The organism is Simiaoa sp. (genome assembly GCF_051972595.1).
In the GTDB taxonomy this organism is placed as follows: domain Bacteria; phylum Bacillota; class Clostridia; order Lachnospirales; family Lachnospiraceae; genus Acetatifactor; species Acetatifactor hominis.
The window spans coordinates 1-16777 of sequence record NZ_JBOKRY010000003.1 but is presented as its reverse complement, the minus strand read 5'-3'; the positions used below and the strand labels follow the sequence as shown (position 1 = coordinate 16777).

The following is a 16777-nucleotide window of genomic DNA, read 5'->3' as shown; positions in this document are numbered from 1 at the left end:
AACACATGAGAATCAATTACAATGTATCGGCAATGTTATCCAACAATGCTTTATCTACAAACGATGACCTGCTGTCCAAATCATTAGAGAGACTTTCTTCCGGACTGAAGATCAATCACGCCAAGGACAATCCTGCCGGACTGGCAATGTCCAAGCGTATGAATGCTCAGATAGAGGGACTGTCCGTGGCAAACCAGAATGCCAGTGACGGCGTATCTATTATAGAGATTGCGGATGGCGCAATGACAGAGATCAGTGAGATGCTGCAGCGTATCAATGAGCTTTCCGTCAAGGCTGCCAACGGCACTATGACAGATGATGACCGCGCAACCATACAGGATGAAGTAACACAGTTGAAGGAAGAGATCACCCGTATTTCCGATACCACGGAATTTAACGGTCAGAAACTGCTGAACGGAGAATTTGATCTCAAGGGATACACCGATAAGCAGGAGATTAAAGTAAATTATTGCTCTCCGGATGTGCCGATAAAAGAATATACGATACAAACTTTGAAATTTAAAAAAGATGCAGAAGGTAATTTGGAAGTAGACGGCGATGTAAAATTCGGAAACGGCTTTAAAGAGGTAGAACCCTTAAAGACGGATATCAAGGATAATCTTCTCACGATCACCGGCACGAATGGATTCGAGATACGTTTGGACGTGTCTGAAGCAAAGGAAGGAAATGCTTATGATGGCATGAAGATTGATGCCACAGGCATCGGCGCAATGCGCCTGCAGATCGGAGCTAACGAAGGACAGGTCCTTGAGGTTAATATTCCCGCGGTTACTCTGCAGAACATGGGAATTGAAGATATTGATGTGAATACACAGGATGGGGCAAAGGATGCCATCTCAAGAGTTGATGGTGCCATCAAATATGTATCCTCCGTTCGCGGCAGACTAGGTGCATTCCAGAACCGACTGGAGTCTTCCATTAACAGCCTGGATATTACCAGTGAGAACATGACGGCTGCTTATTCTCGTATTATGGATGTGGATATGGCGGAGGAAATGACTTCCTATACCACTTATCAGATCCTAGCACAGGCAGGAACCTCCATGCTGGCACAGGCAAATGAGAGACCTTCCCAGGTATTGCAGCTGTTACAGTAATGAGCTTGTGACAAAGTGAGGACTTGAAATGACAAAAGAGTGTAAACAACAATTTACTCTGCGGATCACCCAGGCGAACGCCACACAGCTGGTAGTCATTCTCTACGAAATGACATTACAGTATCTTGCAGATGCCGAACAGGCAGCAGACGATGCGCAGTTTCTGGAAGCGGTTCGCAGAACCAGGGGATGCATCAATGAACTTTTGAATTCTCTTCACAGAGAATACAGTCCGGCGGCGGAATTGTCCGGTCTGTACTTGTACTGTATCCGCAGACTCGCCGTATGCGAAGCAAAATGTGACAAAGCGGCATTAGCGGATGTACGCAAGGTGATCGCACCTCTCTGTGAAGCATACAGACAGATCCAGGATCAGAATCCGTCCGGCCCTGTGATGAATAACTCTCAGACAGTATATGCTGGACTGACCTATGGCAGAAATCAATTAACCGAAAACATGGCTGACCAGGGCACGAATCGGGGAATGCTGGTATAGAGAAGTTTCCTGTTCCTTTGGCAGGGTGGCAGCGAGATCGGTCAGATGCTGATATCTTTTTTGCAGAGCATTGATCTCGTAAATATAACTGTCGATCAGATCACTTTCCAATGCGTTATCAAAACCCGCATAGGCGATATCCAGAGCCTGGCGGGTTTTTCTTATGGACTCTTTTAAATCTAAGCGGGAGAGATCTTCTTCCACGGTTTCGGAATTCGTATTTATCTGACTAAAAAAGATTTTCATAAATTATCCGTCCTTTCTACTAACAGTATAGGAATTAAAAAGGGAAAATATACCTGCCGTGCATGAATGTGGCAGACATTTTTTCTGAAAAACAGGAATAGATTGTAGCAACAGCAGAAGTAAAGGAATGAATTGCCATGGAATATCCGAAAATACTGTTAGGCCTGATCGGAGTGGGTGTATTGCTGCTTGTGGTAAGTTTTCTGGGCAAACGCGCAGAGTGGTTTCTGAATCTTGTATTACGAAGTGTTTTCGGTACGATTCTGATCTGCTTTATAAATTGGGGACTGGGAATGCTGGGGCTCGCTGTGACTGTGGGGATCAACGCGGCTACGGTTCTGACAGCGGGTATCTTAGGCTTTCCGGGGATCCTTGCATTGTACGGATTGGTAGTTTATCGAATGCTTTGACAGGCAAAAATCCAGTAAAATCAAGGACTTGCGCGAATGTGGCAGGAAACTTTACAAGCGTGATTGTTAAAATGTAACAAAGATTATTTTTTTACGAAAAAGCACTTGTCAGATAGAAAAACAACGACTATAATCCATCTTACAACCAATCGCGATGGTTGTAAGATATCTTATAAGATCTGCAATTCTTTTGGGATTATTTCATCCCGCATTACCACTTGTACAGTAACTGAGAGGAGAGTGAGAATGTAACGAATACCGGAACAAAATTAATATTGTGTTTTCTTTTAGGCATTGCCTGCCGCTATGATTACAAAAGCCGTAGGATTCCCAATGGATTAATTTTAGGATGCCTGCTCGCAGGGCTGGGAACGAGACTGTGGGAGCAGGGGATTTCGGGGATTGGTGGATACCTGGGGAATATTCTGTTAACGACCATGGCATTTTATCTGTTCTTTTACATCGGAGCCATGGGAGCGGGAGATGTAAAGCTTCTGGGCGCCTGTGCCGGTTTTTTTCCGGCAGGCAGAGTTCTGTATTTTCTGTTTTTCGCGCTGCTTTTCGCAGCAATTTTCGCACTGTGTAAAATGTACCGGGCACATAATCTTTTGGAGAGATTGTGCTATCTGGGAGAATATGTGTGGGATGTTGTCCGTTGTGGGCAGTGGAGAGTGTATTTTGCGGAGGATAGAGCATCGGAGGCGGCGGGAATCTGCATGGCAGGACCGATTTTATGCAGTGTGCTGCTGTACGTGGGAGGGATTTATTGATGGAACAGAAGGAACCGATTATTGTCCTGTATGACCGGGAAGAAGAATATGCGCGACTTTTTTCGGAATATTTAAAAAGACAAAAGGAACTGCCCTGGGAAATTCATACTTATACAGGAATAGAAGAACTATTGGACAGTGAAAAGACCGGAGAGGTGACTATGCTGGTGGTGGCAGAGTCATCCTATGCGGACAGACTGGAGACGCTGCAGCCTGTCTGCCAGGCGATTCTGAACGAAAGCGGTACACTCAGATGGCACCAGTTTCCCAATATTAATAAATATCAGGAAGCGGAAGGGGTGTGGAAAGAACTGCTGGAACTGTATGTGGAGGCGGTAGGAGTACGGCTGCCGCTTTTGTGTGCGGAGTATAAGACAAAATTTATAGGGATCTATTCTCCGGTACACCGGTGTCTGCAGAGTTCTTTTGCGCTGACATTTGCACAGTTGATTGCAGAAAAGCATCCTGCGCTATATCTGAATTTTGAACACTATATCGGAATCATGGAGCTTCTGCCTGAGAGACAGAACAGGGACTTGGCGGACCTGCTCTATTTTCTGGCAGGAGATCCGGACAAATTTTCACTGCGGATGCAGACTGTAATTCAGAAAAAAGGAAATCTGGACTATATTCCGCCGATGCGCAACGGACAGAATCTGCTGGAAATCACACTGGATGAATGGAGAAGTCTGTTTCAACGCATTGAAGAGCTCGGGAAATACGAATATGTGATACTGGATCTGAGCGAAAGTATACAAGGATTGTTTGAGGTGCTGCAGATCTGCACGGTGATATATACGCTGACGAAGGAAGATCCGATCTCGCAATGTAAATTGAACCAGTACGAACAGCTGCTGGCTTTATGCGAAAAGGAAACGGTAAAGGATAAGACGAGAAAATTGAGTCTGCCGTATTTTCACAGGCTTCCATCGGATCTGGAGCAATACACCCGGGGAGAGTTCGCGGAATATGTAAGGAAAGAGATAGAACTGCTGGAAAAATAAAAGGGAGAAGGATAATTATGGATTACTTGGAACAGAGAAGAAGACTACGTCAGATGGTGCAGGAGAGACTGGATTACGGAAGAGATTATACGGATGAAGAGGTGGAAGACACCATTGATGAAGTACTTATGGAGCAGGACAGCCTGGAGCTGTGCTCAGTAGAACTACGGAGACGCCTGCGTAAGGAATTGTTTGACTCCTTGCGAAGACTGGATATTCTGCAGATTTTTGTGGAGGATAGTTCTGTTACGGAGATCATGATCAATGGGATGGAACACATTTTTGTCGAAAGGGACGGACAATTACAGGAACTGGATCGGGGATTTGATTCCATGGAAAAATTGCAGGATGTGATCCAGCAGATCGTAGCGGGATGTAACAGAGTGGTAAATGAGGCATCTCCGATCGTGGACGCCAGACTTAGCAACGGCTCCCGTGTCAATATTGTCATGAGTCCGATCGCACTGAACGGTCCAATCGTTACGATCCGGAGATTCCCGGATAAGCCCATTACCATGCAGAAGCTGATCGCTATGGATACATTATCCGTGGAGGCTGCGGAATTCTTAAAAATGTTGGTGAAAGCCGGTTATAACATTTTTGTAAGCGGAGGAACCGGCAGCGGCAAAACGACTTTCCTGAATGTACTGTCAGGTTTTATTCCGTCGGAGCAGAGGATCATTACCATTGAAGACAGTGCGGAACTGCAGCTGCAGGGGCTTCCGAATCTGGTACGCTTAGAGACCCGCAATGGCAGTGAGGATGGCTGCAGAGAGATCGGAATCCGTGAACTGATCCGGTCTTCACTGCGCATGAGACCTGACCGCATCATTGTAGGGGAGGTTAGAGGTGCGGAAGCTATCGATATGTTGCAGTGTATGAATACCGGGCATGACGGAAGCATGTCCACCGGTCATGCCAACAGTGCGGCAGACATGTTGTCCAGGTTGGAGAATATGGTACTTATGGGAATGGACCTTCCACTGTCGGCAATCCGGAACCAGATCGCTTCCGGAGTAGATATTATAGTGCATCTTGGAAGGATCCGGGATAAGAGCAGAAAAGTACTTGAAATTACCGAAGTCATCGGATGCGAAAACGGAGAGATACGACTGAATCCTTTGTACCGGTTTGAAGAGCTGGGAGAGAGCAGCGATGGGAATGTGGTCGGTAAATTGCAGAAAACAGGAGGACTGCTTCATGAAGGAAAGCTCAAAGCGGCGGGATTTTCGAGCGTCGTTTCATGACAAAGTACATATTATAAAACCATTGTTGCAGACGACAGGTATGATTCTCTTTTTTTCCTGGTTCTTTTATCGTTCCGTATTTGCGGTCATAGTTCTGATCCTTCCGGGAATCTGGTATTTCAAAGGATGTGTCCGCAGACAGAGGAACAGAAATCAATGGGAACTGACCATACAGTTCAAGGAGTGCATCCTGGCAGTGTCCAATTCTCTGAAGGCTGGATATGCCGTGGAAAATGCATTTTTGGAGAGTAGAGAGGACATAAGGATGCTTTATGGAGAACGCTCGGTAATGTACTGTGAACTGGAATTGATACGCAGAGGCATGATATTGAACATCACATTGGAAGAACTGGTGGAAGATCTGGCAGAGCGAAGCGGCTGTGATGAGATCCGACAATTCTCTGCGGTGCTGTCAGTAGCAAAACGTGGAGGTGGAAATATTTCACAGATCATACGGAATACCGCAACACTCATAAGCGATAAAGTTGACACAACACAGGAAATGATGACATTACTCCGGGGAAGGCAGATGGAACAGACTGTTATGGAGATAATGCCGTTTGTCATAGCTCTGTATATAGGAAGTACGTATCCCGGATATTTTGCACCGCTATATCACAATATGACCGGTTATATTGTCATGACAGTATGCCTTGTAATTTATATAGGTGCTTATATGACAGGAGAGAAGATCATGGACCGTATTGCGGACAGCCTTTGATGGGGAGAGGATATGGATCGTAAAAAAGGCATTTTTGGAATTTGTTATCAAATAGTGCTGAAAATCTATAAAAAACTGCATCTGTGGAAAATACCGGTTCCCGGAAGAGATAGAGTAAGGGCGGATCTGAACCAGCTGTATCCCGGGGAAAATACGGAAGAACGCATAACGGAGTATTATGTAACGAAACTGACAATGTCTGTCATACTATTGATTGCCGGAATATGTGTTGCATTCTTGGTAGTGGTCACCGGCAGAGAACGTGATCCCATCGAGAACGGCCGGATGCAGCGAGAGGACTATGAGAGTGGGGAGAAGGATCATATTATAACCGCAAAACTGGAAGACGGTGAGAAGTATTCTTTTCCGATCCAAGTAATTCCCAGAAAATATGAGGAACAAGAGCTGGAGCAGATGGCATTGACATTCCGGGAGGAACTTTCGGAGTTAATACTGGGGGAGAATGAATCGCTTGACAGAGTGGTTACGAATCTGGAACTGGCGGAAGAATATACGGGATATCCATTTTGGGTAGAATGGAAAAGTGATTCTCCCGATGTGGTTGACCGGGATGGAGTGGTACACATGCGGGAAGAAGACTGCATGGTACACCTGAATGCGGAATTGCATTATGAAGAATACTGTGAGACAGCAGACGTGACCGTTACGGTAAAAACCAAAGATATTTTACAGCAAAGTGAAAAAGAGCTTATTGAGGAATTGTTACGGTCAGCACAGCTGACAGATCCGGAAAAGGAAAGTTTTCTGCTGCCGAAATCGGTGGAAGGGAAAAAGATTACCTGGGAAGTAAAAAATACGATCGGTTTTCAAGTCTTAGGGGGAACACTTCTGACGGCGATTGCGATTTTTTTCTTCAAAGACAGAGATACTCATGAACTGGCAGAGAAAAAGAAGCAGGAAGCCAAAAGAAAGTATCCGGAGATTGTACAGAAACTGACACTGTATATGGAAGCCGGATTGACGGTGCGGGCAGCATTTGGCAGGGTAGCGGAGGATTATGAACAGGCGCGGAACCGTGGCGCTGCAAAACAGGCGGCATATGAAGAACTTCTGATGGCTAACAGAGAACTCCGAATGGGAATATCTGAGAGTGCAGCGTATGAGAACTTCGGAAAGCGGACGGGGGTCAGAGAGTATATCCGGCTGAGTACTTTTCTTACCCAAAACGTAAAAAAGGGAAGCACGCAGCTGTTACAGCAATTACGGGAGGAAGCAAAGACAGCGGAAGAGATGCAAATGCAGAATGCCAGAAAACTCAGTGAGGAAGCATCTACAAAATTATTACTGCCTATGATGCTGCTTCTTCTGATGGTTATGATACTGATTATGTATCCTGCATTTTCTAATGTAGGAGTCTGAAAATGAAATCACGAACAGGAGGAAAATTATGTCACATTTAAAAACAGTTCGACAATTTTTAACAGAAGAAGACGGAATGGGAACGGTAGAGGTGATTCTGATCATCGTGGTGCTGGTAGGGCTTGTGGTGATATTTAAAGAGAAGATCACGGACATCGTCAATTCTATTTTTACCAAGATTACGAATCAGACCAAGAAAATATAAGGTGCATTATTTATATGAAAGAAAACGGATATATGACGGTGTATCTTGCACTTACGCTGGGAGTACTGATCTCACTGTGCCTTGCACTGACGGAAGGCTGCAGGTACGGAGGAATACGCCTGGAGACAGAATGCGTCATGGATATCGGAATGGACAGTCTGCTGGCAGAGTACCATCGGGAACTGTTCCGGCAGTATAACCTGTTTGCCGTTGACTGCTCTTATGGGACTGCAGCCGGCACGACAAAGGCGACGGAACAGAGACTTTTGGAATATATGAATCATAATTTCTCGCTGAAGGATATATTCCTGGATAAGATTCTGTATCGTGATTTCTTTGCATTAAAAGCGGAAGAGGCAAAGATGACGAAAGCCGTCTTTCTGACGGACGCGGAAGGGGAGGTATTTCGCCGTATGGCGGTAAACGCCCTGGAGGATGATATCGGAGTCGGAATCGTGCAGCAGGTAACCGAATGGCTGCAGACCATAGAATCCGAAGGATTGCAGGAACGGAATATCGCGGAAGAGAAACAGGCAGTAGATGCGCAGATTGAAGAATATGAGGGGAAGCATATCGAAAGTCCCACAAAAGCGTTAGAGGAAAAACGGAGTGGCGGATTGCTCTCACTGGTTCTGCCGGAAGAAGATATCTCCGATCGGCAGATGGAAGAAGGAACCCTGATTGCGGCGAGGATAAAGGAAAATGCGGTCAACCATGGAAATATCGACATATCGCAGCCCGAAGGGTGGGAAGAGACAACACAGAGAATCCTATTTCATGAATATCTGTTGCGCTATATGGGAAGATACAGCGCGGAAAAGGAAGGAAATCCACTTTGGTACGAAGTCGAATACATAATCGGCGGAGCACTGAGCGACCGGGAAAACCTGCGCTTTGTGGTAAATCGTCTGTTTGCTGTCAGAGAAGCGGCAAATGCAGTGTATCTGTTTGGCAGTGAGGAAAATTATGCAATTGCAAAGGCATTAGGAGAGGCAATTGCGGCAGCTTTGATGGTTCCCGAAATTGGAGAATTATTTACTGTATCTCTGGTCCTTGGCTGGGCATTTGCGGAGAGCGTATATGATGTGAAGACGCTACTTTCGGGAGGGAGAATTCCCTTATTGAAAAATGACGACAGCTGGCATTATGGATTACAGGGAATTTTGCAGGGGGACCTGGTGAAAGCATCCGATTCTGAAGAGGCAAGTAAGACAGAGGGAATGAGTTATGAGGATTATCTGAGGGTATTTCTTTTTCTTACCGATTCCCGGGAGGTGACATTCCGGGCAATGAATGTGGTCGAGCAGAATATACGGAATACAGAGGGAAACAGTGCGTTTCGACTGGATGCGTGTCTTACGGAGATAGAGATGAATGTGAAAGTACAAAGCCGATACGGTTATGAAGTGGAAATCAGGCGCAGAAAATCCTACACGGAATCGTTAGAAGCAGAAGCCTCTGCGGCAAAAAAGTAGCCCTTATCGCAGAATCAAATTTGAAATTTGATCCGCGATTCCTCCGACGGAAGGAATCGTCTGTAGAATGGAGATTAATATGCAGAAGAAGGGAGGTGGGTAGTGATGTCCTCTTTATGGAAACGATGGCAGACAACCGTTAATAAAAAATACATGAGACCTTCTCCGAAAATAAGAAAGAAAATAAGAAAAGTTCTTAACCCATGTAAAAACATTCTCCCCGTAGTTTTTTCCTATGTCACTGGCTACATAAAGAGGATATCACTACCCACCTTACGACACTGGTGCGTGGAAGGCAGCATGACGATAGAGGCAGCATTGGTACTACCTTTATTCTGTCTTTTTCTGATGACTATGGGAAGCGCCATGGAAATGATACGACTGCATAATAATCTGGAGGTAGCATTGTGGGATGCCGGACGAAAAATCAGCATTTATGGTTCTCTGTTTGCTGATCGGGAGGATAGCGAGAATCGGTCGGAAGCAGTGGCAATAGCCTATACCTTGATAAAGGCACAGATTGAAGAACAACTGGGTAGGGAATATCTGGAAGATGCGCCTCTGGATGGAGGGAGTGACGGTCTGCAATTCCTGGAGAGCACTATGGATGGGGATATTTATGAGATCAATATGACATACAGAGTTCGTCCACCATTCTCTTTTCCGGGATGGAGAGGATTCCGGATGGCAAACCGGTATTATGGGCACAGATGGAGTGGCTACCGCATTCCGGGAACGGAAGAGGAGAGAGACTATGTGTATGTTACGGAGGACCCGGAAGTATATCATACCAATGAAGCGTGTACTCATATCCGTCTGTCTGTGGAGCCGATGGAGGGCAGCAGGATACCGCAGGAGTACAGACCCTGCGCGAAATGTATGGATGGCGTGGATGGTTTATCCGGGATACAGGGGAATCGCATTTATTTTGTTCCTGAGAGTGGTGACTGCTATCATAGCTATCGCGACTGCCCGGGGATAAAAAGAACTGTGCATAAAATTCCGGCAGAGGATGCTATAAATTACGAAGAATGCAGCAGATGCAGGGAATATGAAGGAAAGACAGGTAATATGTAAAATATGGTATGGATGGAAAAGATGGTATGGTGTGGATATCTGGGATGGTTAAGTCTGTGTGATATCCGAAAAAGGGCAATTCCTCTGTGGATGTTGTCAGCCGGGGGATTACCGGTGCTTTTGGGATTGTTGCGAAACGGATGGAATGTCAGTGTTATCACGGCGTTGCTTCCGGGTGCGTTATTACTTTTATTGTCTGTGCTGACAGATACGGTTGGCAAGGCGGACGGCATTATTCTGATGCTGCTGGGCTGTGCTTGCACAGATGGAAGGATATGGCTTCTTCTTTGCCTGAGCCTTATTTATATTTTTTTGTATTCTATGATTCTTTATATATCTACAAAAGATCCGAAAAGACGTATTCCATATATTCCATTTTTACTGATAGCGTATATAACGACATGGATCATCTAGAGAGGGAGTGGAAGTGATATGACATACCAAAAGCGTAAGAAAATGACCGATGGAATGGCAGGAGCTTTTTTTACCGTAGAAGCAGCAATCCTATATCCGTTGGTACTGGCAGTTATAGTATTAATGGTATATTTGCTGTTTTTTCAATATGATCGTTGCCTATTGGATCAGGATATCGGAAAGGCAGCAGTTCAGAATGCGGGGAAATGGACACTGACCAAGTCCGGGCTGGATGAATACATGAAAAAAGAGACTATGTATTTTGATGAAGAGAAATACATCGCATGGGAAGGAGAAGCGGCACGGTGGATATTGGAGAAAACCGATATTGTTGTGGAGAAAGCGGGCAGGTTGAAATATCCTTTTTCCGGACTGGGTACCAACGAGAAAAACTGGAGTGCCAAGGCTTCTTTCCGGGTGGATCGAAGTTCTCCGGTATTCTATCTGAGAAGGATTGCTACGCCGGGAAATAAGACAGAAGAAAATATAGAAGAAAAGACAGAAGAAAATGCAGAAGAGAATGCGGATTAACGGAAAGCGGGAAGGAAAAAATTATGTTAAATACAGAATATATCAGAAGCTTAAACGCAAACTACGAGCGGTTATTGCTGGGGGAAAAACCGGAAGAAAAAAGGTACCAGTATTGCATGATCAGTCGGGGAGGCATCAGAGGATTATTGCCCTGCAGTCTGAGATATATCGATGGTAATGCTTATCTGTATTACGATATTACATCACGGCAGAATATAGCACAGCTATTTGATAAAAAGGTTATAACGAGGCAGTGGCTGACAGATTTTCTGTGGAGCATGCGCAGAGTCCGCATGGAAATGTCCAGATTCCTTTTGGAGGAAGGGAACATTGTGTGGTTCCCTGGGCATATTTATCAGGATCTGGAGAAGAATGATTTTCACTTTATTTACATCCCGTATTGCAGCGAAGATACAGGATTTCAGGATCTGATGGAATATCTGATAGAACATGTTGATTATCAGGATGAAGAGATGGCGGAATATCTGTACAAAGCGTATGAGCAATATGAGACTGCGGGGGAGGTATACCTGCAGAGTAAGTTTTTTGAGGATGCGGAACGGCTTAGAGTGCCGCAGAAACAAGTGGTTCCGGAGTCTGATGATACAACGGACAGACAATTGCCCTCCGAACAAAATAAGGAGCAACAGGAGAAGGAACTGCCGGAGGAAAAAGTAACAAAAGAAGATCGCAGGCGGGAAGAGAACGGTCATGCTACGGAGAAAAAGGGACTGTTTACATTGTGGGAGAATCGCAGGAAAAAGGAAAAGCAGGAAAGAGAAAACTATAGTAGAAATCTTCAGCTTACCATGAACGGATATGCCGTGGCGGAAGAGACTGTCTATGAAGAGGACGATATGGGGAAAACGGTATATATGGAAGAGCAGCCGGAGACCAGAGAGACTCGTCACAGATTAATGACAGAAGAAGGAAAATTGTTGGTATCGCTGGAACAGGATACTTATACAATAGGTAAGAAGAGAGGGGAAGCGGATCTGGTGCTGGAGGAGCCGTCCGTAAGCAGACTTCATGCGCGCATTGTAAAGGAAACGGATGGGTATTATCTGGAAGATATGAATTCTACTAACGGGACTCTGAAAAACGGGCTTCGATTGCAACCATATGAGAAGAGGAAACTTGAGGAGGGAGATGAGATCACTTTCGGGAAAAGAATATTGATATATCGATAAATGCCGGACCAAAGTCCTTTTGGTTGACGTGACAATGCAAACAGTGGTACATTTTAAATATTGATAGAGACAGAAAATATCCCGGGAGGAATACCGTAATGAAAAGAAGGCAGGAACTGCCGATCGTCAGCGGAATACTTGTGGCGGCCAATGTTATTGTATATCTGATATGTACTTTTACGGGCAATCTGTTATATAATATAGGCGAACTGGATGCTGCGGCTGTGCTGCTTCGCAGAGAGTACGGGAGAATCATTTATTCCATGTTTTTGCATGCCGGAATAGATCATCTTTTTAATAACATGGTAATACTGTTTTTCCTGGGTGCAATGATAGAAAAAGTGACAGGACATATCCAGCTTCTGCTGATATATCTGTTGTCGGGAATCGGTGCGAATATCTGTTCACTGCTGTATAAAGTGATGACTATGGACAGTATGGTTTCCGTGGGAGCGAGCGGTGCAATCTTTGGATTGGATGGTGTGCTTTTGGCATGGATCTTGCTTGACAGACAAGCTATGCCGGATGTTACTCCGAGACGTGTACTTCTCATGATTGTGTTATCTCTGTATAGCGGATTTACAGCACATAATATAGATAACGCAGCCCATGTGGGAGGACTTTTGACCGGATTCGCGGCGGGAGCTCTTCTCTGTGCACTGCGAAGACGAAAAAGAAATCGAGAGGTGTAGACTTGAATATCAATATTTATTACGGAGGCCGGGGGATCATTGATGATCCTACGATCTATGTTATTAACAAGATGCAGGAGGTTCTGGAGGAACTGCGTGTTCATGTAGAGAGATATAACCTCTATGATGGCAAGACGAATATCACCACTCTGCCGCAGACATTAAAAGAAGCAGATGGCATTATTCTGGCGACTACCGTGGAATGGTATGGTATCGGCGGATATATGCAGCAGTTTTTGGATGCCTGTTGGCTGTATGGTGACAAAGAAGCGATCTCAGGTATCTATATGTGCCCGGTAGTAATGTCTACTACCTATGGAGAGCGGGAAGGCAAGCTGAATCTTGCTACCGCCTGGGAGATCCTGGGGGGATTGCCTTGTAGCGGAATCTGTGGATACATAGAAAATACAGTGTCTCTGGAAATGAATGAACAGTATGTTCAGATCGTTGAGAAGAAAGCGGAGAATATGTACCGCACGATCAATCAGAGGATTGCAAGTTTCCCGGCAAGCAACAAAGTCATGCGGCAAAAGATCACCATTCCGAAATCCATCAATCTTACACCGCAGGAGACGGAGCAGCTGTCAGAGTATGTGTCGGATGACAGTTATGTCCAGAGGCAGAAGGAAGATATTCAGGAGCTGACCAGTATGTTCCGCGGAATGTTAGATAACAGCGGAGCAGACAGTGAAGAGGAATATGTTTCTGAATTTAAGAAAGCTTTTGTTCCGCAGCCGGGATTTGAAGCAGCGTATTCCATTAATATAGAAGAAAAAAAGAATCCTATGTGGATCACGGTAAAAGGTCCTATTGTGGAGTGTGGTTATGGAGAGACATCGACCCCGGATGTGGAAATGTCATTGCCGCGTGCTGCAATGGAAGACATTATCAATGGAAGAATGACTTTCCAGAGAGCTTTTATGTCTGGAGTTATGCAACGGATGAAGGGAGACTTCCGAATCTTAAGAACTTTGGATCAAATGTTTCCTTTTGAAGAAAAAGACAGATAAACAGATAGGAGCGTAAGACTGAAAATGAAAAAAGACGATTGTATTTTCTGCAAAATTGCAAATGGAGAAATTCCTTCCAAAACTTTATATGAGGATGAGGATTTCCGTGTGATACTGGATCTGGGACCGGCTACCAGAGGACATGCTTTGATTCTCCCTAAGGAACATGCGGACAATTTGTATGAACTGCCGGAGGATACTGCGGCAAAGACATTTGTGCTGGCAAAAAAGATGGCAACGAAAATGTCAGAAAAGTTACAGTGCGATGGGTTAAATATTGTACAGAATAACGGCGAGGCAGCAGGACAGACAGTAAAGCATTTTCATATGCATCTGATTCCACGCTATGAGAACGACGGACAGCATATTTTGTGGAATCCGGGAGAGAGTACACCGGAAGAACTGGAAGAGATTCGCAAAACCATTACAGAATAGCAGGGAGAAACTATGAGGACGGTAGATGTAAACGTACTGACGCAGAATATCAGGGAAATGTGCATAGAGGCAAATCATTTCCTGTCACCGGATATGAAGAAGGCATTTACAATGGCAAAGCAGCAGGAGAAGGCTCCGTTAGGCAGGCAGATCCTGTTGCAACTGCAGCAGAATATGGAAATTGCCGCACAGGATATGATTCCAATCTGTCAGGATACCGGGATGGCGGTGGTATTTTTGGAAGTAGGACAGGATGTACACCTAGTGGGAGGTAATGTGGAAGATGCCGTCAACGAAGGAGTCAGACAGGGATATGTGGATGGTTATCTGCGCAAATCTGTGGTGAAGGATCCTATCTACCGGGAGAATACGAAGGATAACACGCCAGCGATCATTCATTATAGTATTGTTCCGGGAGACCGTGTGAAGATCACTGTGGCACCGAAAGGCTTTGGAAGCGAGAACGTGAGCAGGGTCTTTATGCTCAAGCCGGCAGATGGTATAGAAGGTGTGAAAAATGCGATTTTAACAGCAGTAAAAGATGCAGGACCGAATGCATGTCCTCCGATGGTAGTCGGAGTGGGTATCGGTGGTACTTTTGAAAAGTGTGCACTTATGGCGAAGAAGGCATTGACGAGATCTGTGGATGAACATTCGGAGATTCCTTATGTCAGAGAGCTGGAAGAAGAATTGCTGCAGAAAATTAACAAATCGGGTATCGGACCGGGCGGTCTGGGTGGTTCCACCACTGCTTTGGCAGTAAACATCAATACCTATCCCACACATATAGCTGGATTACCGGTAGCGGTTAATATCTGTTGCCATGTGAACCGGCATGCAGTCAGAGAAATCTGAGGATAGTGTTTAGAAATGGAGTATGAAAAGCATGGATAAATATATAAAGGTACCTCTCAGTGACGAAGATGCCCGCTCTTTGAAGGCGGGAGATTATGTGTATCTGACGGGAACTATATACACTGCCCGGGATGCGGCGCACAAGAGAATGCAGGAAGCCCTGGAGCAGGGAGAAACATTGCCGATGGAGATGAAGAATAATGTAATCTACTATATGGGACCGTCACCGGCGAGAGAAGGAAGACCGATCGGCTCTGCAGGACCTACCACAGCCAGCCGTATGGATAAGTATGCACCGAATCTGTTAGACCTCGGTCTGAAAGGAATGATCGGGAAAGGGAAAAGATCCCAGGCAGTAATAGATGCGATTGTACGTAACGGTGCAGTATATTTTGCCGCGGTCGGAGGAGCAGGAGCTCTTTTATCCCGGGCAATTACCTCTTCTGAGGTGATCGCCTACGAGGATCTCGGAACAGAGGCAATCCGTAAGCTGACGGTTAAGGATTTTCCTGCCATTGTTGTAATCGATGCAGAAGGAAATAATCTGTATGAGACAGCGGTAAAAGAATATAACGAAGAGTAGACTGGGGCAGATTATGTATAGAATCATACTCATGGTGGTAAGACTGTTCTATAAGGTACCGTATTATTTGATCAGAATATGGTGGCTGGGAACCAGGAAGAATTTTGACCTGGAGAAAAATTACGCATTTATCAAGAAGGTAACAAAAGCGGCAAACCGTGCCGGAAGAGTAACGGTAGAGAGCTATGGAGTGGAAAATATTCCGAAAGAAAACGGATTTATTTTTTTCCCGAATCATCAGGGCATGTTTGATGCACTTGTATTTCTGGAATCCTGCCCGGTTCCGTTCTCTGTTGTTTATAAGAAGGAAGTCAGCAATGTAATATTGCTGAAACAGGTATTTAAAGCATTGCATGCCATAGCAATAGACAGAGAGGATATTAAACAGTCGCTTCGGGTGATCAATCAGATGACGGTTGAGGTGAAACAGGGAAGAAACTTCCTGATCTTCCCGGAGGGTACCAGAAGCCGTATGGGGAATCAACTGCTTCCGTTTAAGGGAGGAACCTTTAAGAGTGCAGTCAGAGCGAAATGCCCTATTGTGCCATGCGCTCTCATTGACTCCTATAAACCGTTTGATGAAAAGTCCATAGCTCCGGTAACGGTAAAATTGATTTATTTGCCGCCAATCTGTTATGAGGAGTATAAACAAATGAAGACTCCGGAGATTGCTGACCTTGTAAAAATGAGGATCGAAGAAGCAATTAGACAATATTCATAAACAATATCTACAATTAATAAAAAAGCGATTGACAAATGCAGACAGCTTATGTATAATAATTTTTGCGTCACGAAATGACGCGAACAACATATTTGGTAGAGACGATATTCAGGTTATGGAGAAATACTCAAGAGGCTGAAGAGGCGCCCCTGCTAAGGGTGTAGGTCGGGCAACCGGCGCGAGGGTTCAAATCCCTC

The 16777-nt window shown here is 45.0% G+C and carries 21 protein-coding genes; 20 read left to right on the top strand and 1 reads right to left on the bottom strand.

The genetic code is table 11. The features are described 5' to 3' along the window. Nucleotides 1-5 precede the first annotated feature (5 nt). Both ACTRDR_RS01545 and ACTRDR_RS01540 read left to right on the top strand, forming a co-directional pair. Entirely contained in the window at nucleotides 6-1118 is a 1113-nt protein-coding gene (locus ACTRDR_RS01545; protein ID WP_440525914.1) for a flagellin N-terminal helical domain-containing protein, read from the top strand. 28 nt (nucleotides 1119-1146) lie between these two features. Then, nucleotides 1147-1614 carry a flagellar export chaperone FliS gene (locus tag ACTRDR_RS01540; protein ID WP_440525913.1) on the top strand — a complete coding sequence of 156 codons (468 nt, stop codon included), beginning with the start codon at nucleotides 1147-1149 and terminating at the stop codon, nucleotides 1612-1614. Here ACTRDR_RS01540 and ACTRDR_RS01535 read toward each other — a convergent pair. Then, nucleotides 1564-1860, bottom strand: coding sequence for a DUF2508 family protein (locus ACTRDR_RS01535; protein ID WP_440525912.1), 297 nt, complete (start codon nucleotides 1858-1860; stop codon nucleotides 1564-1566). The genes ACTRDR_RS01540 and ACTRDR_RS01535 overlap by 51 nt on opposite strands. A 137-nt stretch (nucleotides 1861-1997) precedes the next feature. Between ACTRDR_RS01535 and ACTRDR_RS01530 the strand changes: the two genes are divergently transcribed. From ACTRDR_RS01530 to ACTRDR_RS01445, 18 genes are all read left to right on the top strand, one after another. Further along, nucleotides 1998-2270: a pro-sigmaK processing inhibitor BofA family protein gene (locus ACTRDR_RS01530; RefSeq protein WP_440525911.1), complete on the top strand. Its 273-nt coding sequence runs from the start codon at nucleotides 1998-2000 to the stop codon at nucleotides 2268-2270. A 275-nt stretch (nucleotides 2271-2545) separates the two neighbouring features. After that, nucleotides 2546-3040 (top strand): A24 family peptidase, encoded by a 495-nt coding sequence (locus ACTRDR_RS01525; RefSeq protein WP_440525910.1) that lies wholly within the window; start codon nucleotides 2546-2548, stop codon nucleotides 3038-3040. Further along, nucleotides 3040-4044 (top strand): hypothetical protein, encoded by a 1005-nt coding sequence (locus ACTRDR_RS01520; protein WP_440525909.1) that lies wholly within the window; start codon nucleotides 3040-3042, stop codon nucleotides 4042-4044. The genes ACTRDR_RS01525 and ACTRDR_RS01520 overlap by 1 nt, the downstream gene beginning before the upstream one ends. Nucleotides 4045-4070: 26 nt before the next feature. Beyond that, nucleotides 4071-5291: a CpaF family protein gene (locus ACTRDR_RS01515; protein ID WP_440525990.1), complete on the top strand. Its 1221-nt coding sequence runs from the start codon at nucleotides 4071-4073 to the stop codon at nucleotides 5289-5291. Next, nucleotides 5245-6012, top strand: a complete 768-nt coding sequence (locus ACTRDR_RS01510) for a type II secretion system F family protein (protein ID WP_440525908.1) — start codon at nucleotides 5245-5247, stop codon at nucleotides 6010-6012. The genes ACTRDR_RS01515 and ACTRDR_RS01510 overlap by 47 nt, the downstream gene beginning before the upstream one ends. A 12-nt stretch (nucleotides 6013-6024) precedes the next feature. Continuing rightward, nucleotides 6025-7392, top strand: a complete 1368-nt coding sequence (locus ACTRDR_RS01505; RefSeq protein WP_440525907.1) for an immunoglobulin-like domain-containing protein — start codon at nucleotides 6025-6027, stop codon at nucleotides 7390-7392. Between the two features lie 28 nt (nucleotides 7393-7420). After that, nucleotides 7421-7597 carry a Flp1 family type IVb pilin gene (locus tag ACTRDR_RS01500; protein ID WP_176865892.1) on the top strand — a complete coding sequence of 59 codons (177 nt, stop codon included), beginning with the start codon at nucleotides 7421-7423 and terminating at the stop codon, nucleotides 7595-7597. Nucleotides 7598-7611: 14 nt separating this feature from the next. After that, on the top strand, nucleotides 7612-9072 hold the full coding sequence (locus tag ACTRDR_RS01495; protein WP_440525906.1) for a DUF5702 domain-containing protein: 1461 nt from the start codon (nucleotides 7612-7614) through the stop codon (nucleotides 9070-9072). A gap of 300 nt (nucleotides 9073-9372) precedes the next feature. Continuing rightward, a complete protein-coding gene (locus ACTRDR_RS01490; RefSeq protein ID WP_440525905.1) occupies nucleotides 9373-10149 on the top strand; it encodes a TadE/TadG family type IV pilus assembly protein in 777 nt (258 codons plus the stop codon). A gap of 3 nt (nucleotides 10150-10152) precedes the next feature. Next, nucleotides 10153-10563 carry a hypothetical protein gene (locus tag ACTRDR_RS01485; RefSeq protein ID WP_440525904.1) on the top strand — a complete coding sequence of 137 codons (411 nt, stop codon included), beginning with the start codon at nucleotides 10153-10155 and terminating at the stop codon, nucleotides 10561-10563. Nucleotides 10564-10581: 18 nt separating this feature from the next. Further along, the gene (locus ACTRDR_RS01480; RefSeq protein WP_440525903.1) at nucleotides 10582-11094 is read left to right on the top strand and encodes a hypothetical protein; all 513 of its coding nucleotides are present in this window, start codon (nucleotides 10582-10584) and stop codon (nucleotides 11092-11094) included. Between the two features lie 23 nt (nucleotides 11095-11117). Continuing rightward, nucleotides 11118-12284 (top strand): DUF6382 domain-containing protein, encoded by a 1167-nt coding sequence (locus tag ACTRDR_RS01475; RefSeq protein ID WP_440525902.1) that lies wholly within the window; start codon nucleotides 11118-11120, stop codon nucleotides 12282-12284. Between the two features lie 98 nt (nucleotides 12285-12382). Continuing rightward, nucleotides 12383-12976: a rhomboid family intramembrane serine protease gene (locus ACTRDR_RS01470; RefSeq protein ID WP_440525901.1), complete on the top strand. Its 594-nt coding sequence runs from the start codon at nucleotides 12383-12385 to the stop codon at nucleotides 12974-12976. Between the two features lie 2 nt (nucleotides 12977-12978). After that, a complete protein-coding gene (locus ACTRDR_RS01465) occupies nucleotides 12979-13986 on the top strand; it encodes an SCP2 sterol-binding domain-containing protein (RefSeq protein WP_440525900.1) in 1008 nt (335 codons plus the stop codon). 24 nt (nucleotides 13987-14010) lie between these two features. Further along, entirely contained in the window at nucleotides 14011-14421 is a 411-nt protein-coding gene (locus ACTRDR_RS01460; protein ID WP_440525899.1) for an HIT family protein, read from the top strand. Nucleotides 14422-14433: 12 nt separating this feature from the next. Then, on the top strand, nucleotides 14434-15276 hold the full coding sequence (locus tag ACTRDR_RS01455) for a fumarate hydratase (RefSeq protein WP_440525898.1): 843 nt from the start codon (nucleotides 14434-14436) through the stop codon (nucleotides 15274-15276). Nucleotides 15277-15307: 31 nt separating this feature from the next. Next, nucleotides 15308-15859, top strand: a complete 552-nt coding sequence (locus ACTRDR_RS01450) for a Fe-S-containing hydro-lyase (RefSeq protein WP_440525897.1) — start codon at nucleotides 15308-15310, stop codon at nucleotides 15857-15859. A gap of 13 nt (nucleotides 15860-15872) precedes the next feature. Then, nucleotides 15873-16580 (top strand): 1-acyl-sn-glycerol-3-phosphate acyltransferase, encoded by a 708-nt coding sequence (locus ACTRDR_RS01445; protein ID WP_176865913.1) that lies wholly within the window; start codon nucleotides 15873-15875, stop codon nucleotides 16578-16580. Nucleotides 16581-16777: the final 197 nt, after the last annotated feature.

What these genes read in the sequence shown, in the direction of transcription:
- ACTRDR_RS01545 (WP_440525914.1), top strand. Translation starts at nt 6, where the DNA reads ATGAGAATCAATTACAATGTATCGGCAATGTTATCCAACAATGCTTTA.
- ACTRDR_RS01540 (WP_440525913.1), top strand. Translation starts at nt 1,147, where the DNA reads ATGACAAAAGAGTGTAAACAACAATTTACTCTGCGGATCACCCAGGCG.
- ACTRDR_RS01535 (WP_440525912.1), bottom strand. Translation starts at nt 1,860, where the DNA reads ATGAAAATCTTTTTTAGTCAGATAAATACGAATTCCGAAACCGTGGAA.
- ACTRDR_RS01530 (WP_440525911.1), top strand. Translation starts at nt 1,998, where the DNA reads ATGGAATATCCGAAAATACTGTTAGGCCTGATCGGAGTGGGTGTATTG.
- ACTRDR_RS01520 (WP_440525909.1), top strand. Translation starts at nt 3,040, where the DNA reads ATGGAACAGAAGGAACCGATTATTGTCCTGTATGACCGGGAAGAAGAA.
- ACTRDR_RS01510 (WP_440525908.1), top strand. Translation starts at nt 5,245, where the DNA reads ATGAAGGAAAGCTCAAAGCGGCGGGATTTTCGAGCGTCGTTTCATGAC.
- ACTRDR_RS01505 (WP_440525907.1), top strand. Translation starts at nt 6,025, where the DNA reads ATGGATCGTAAAAAAGGCATTTTTGGAATTTGTTATCAAATAGTGCTG.
- ACTRDR_RS01500 (WP_176865892.1), top strand. Translation starts at nt 7,421, where the DNA reads ATGTCACATTTAAAAACAGTTCGACAATTTTTAACAGAAGAAGACGGA.
- ACTRDR_RS01495 (WP_440525906.1), top strand. Translation starts at nt 7,612, where the DNA reads ATGAAAGAAAACGGATATATGACGGTGTATCTTGCACTTACGCTGGGA.
- ACTRDR_RS01490 (WP_440525905.1), top strand. Translation starts at nt 9,373, where the DNA reads ATGACGATAGAGGCAGCATTGGTACTACCTTTATTCTGTCTTTTTCTG.
- ACTRDR_RS01485 (WP_440525904.1), top strand. Translation starts at nt 10,153, where the DNA reads ATGGTATGGATGGAAAAGATGGTATGGTGTGGATATCTGGGATGGTTA.
- ACTRDR_RS01480 (WP_440525903.1), top strand. Translation starts at nt 10,582, where the DNA reads ATGACATACCAAAAGCGTAAGAAAATGACCGATGGAATGGCAGGAGCT.
- ACTRDR_RS01475 (WP_440525902.1), top strand. Translation starts at nt 11,118, where the DNA reads ATGTTAAATACAGAATATATCAGAAGCTTAAACGCAAACTACGAGCGG.
- ACTRDR_RS01470 (WP_440525901.1), top strand. Translation starts at nt 12,383, where the DNA reads ATGAAAAGAAGGCAGGAACTGCCGATCGTCAGCGGAATACTTGTGGCG.
- ACTRDR_RS01460 (WP_440525899.1), top strand. Translation starts at nt 14,011, where the DNA reads ATGAAAAAAGACGATTGTATTTTCTGCAAAATTGCAAATGGAGAAATT.
- ACTRDR_RS01455 (WP_440525898.1), top strand. Translation starts at nt 14,434, where the DNA reads ATGAGGACGGTAGATGTAAACGTACTGACGCAGAATATCAGGGAAATG.
- ACTRDR_RS01450 (WP_440525897.1), top strand. Translation starts at nt 15,308, where the DNA reads ATGGATAAATATATAAAGGTACCTCTCAGTGACGAAGATGCCCGCTCT.
- ACTRDR_RS01445 (WP_176865913.1), top strand. Translation starts at nt 15,873, where the DNA reads ATGTATAGAATCATACTCATGGTGGTAAGACTGTTCTATAAGGTACCG.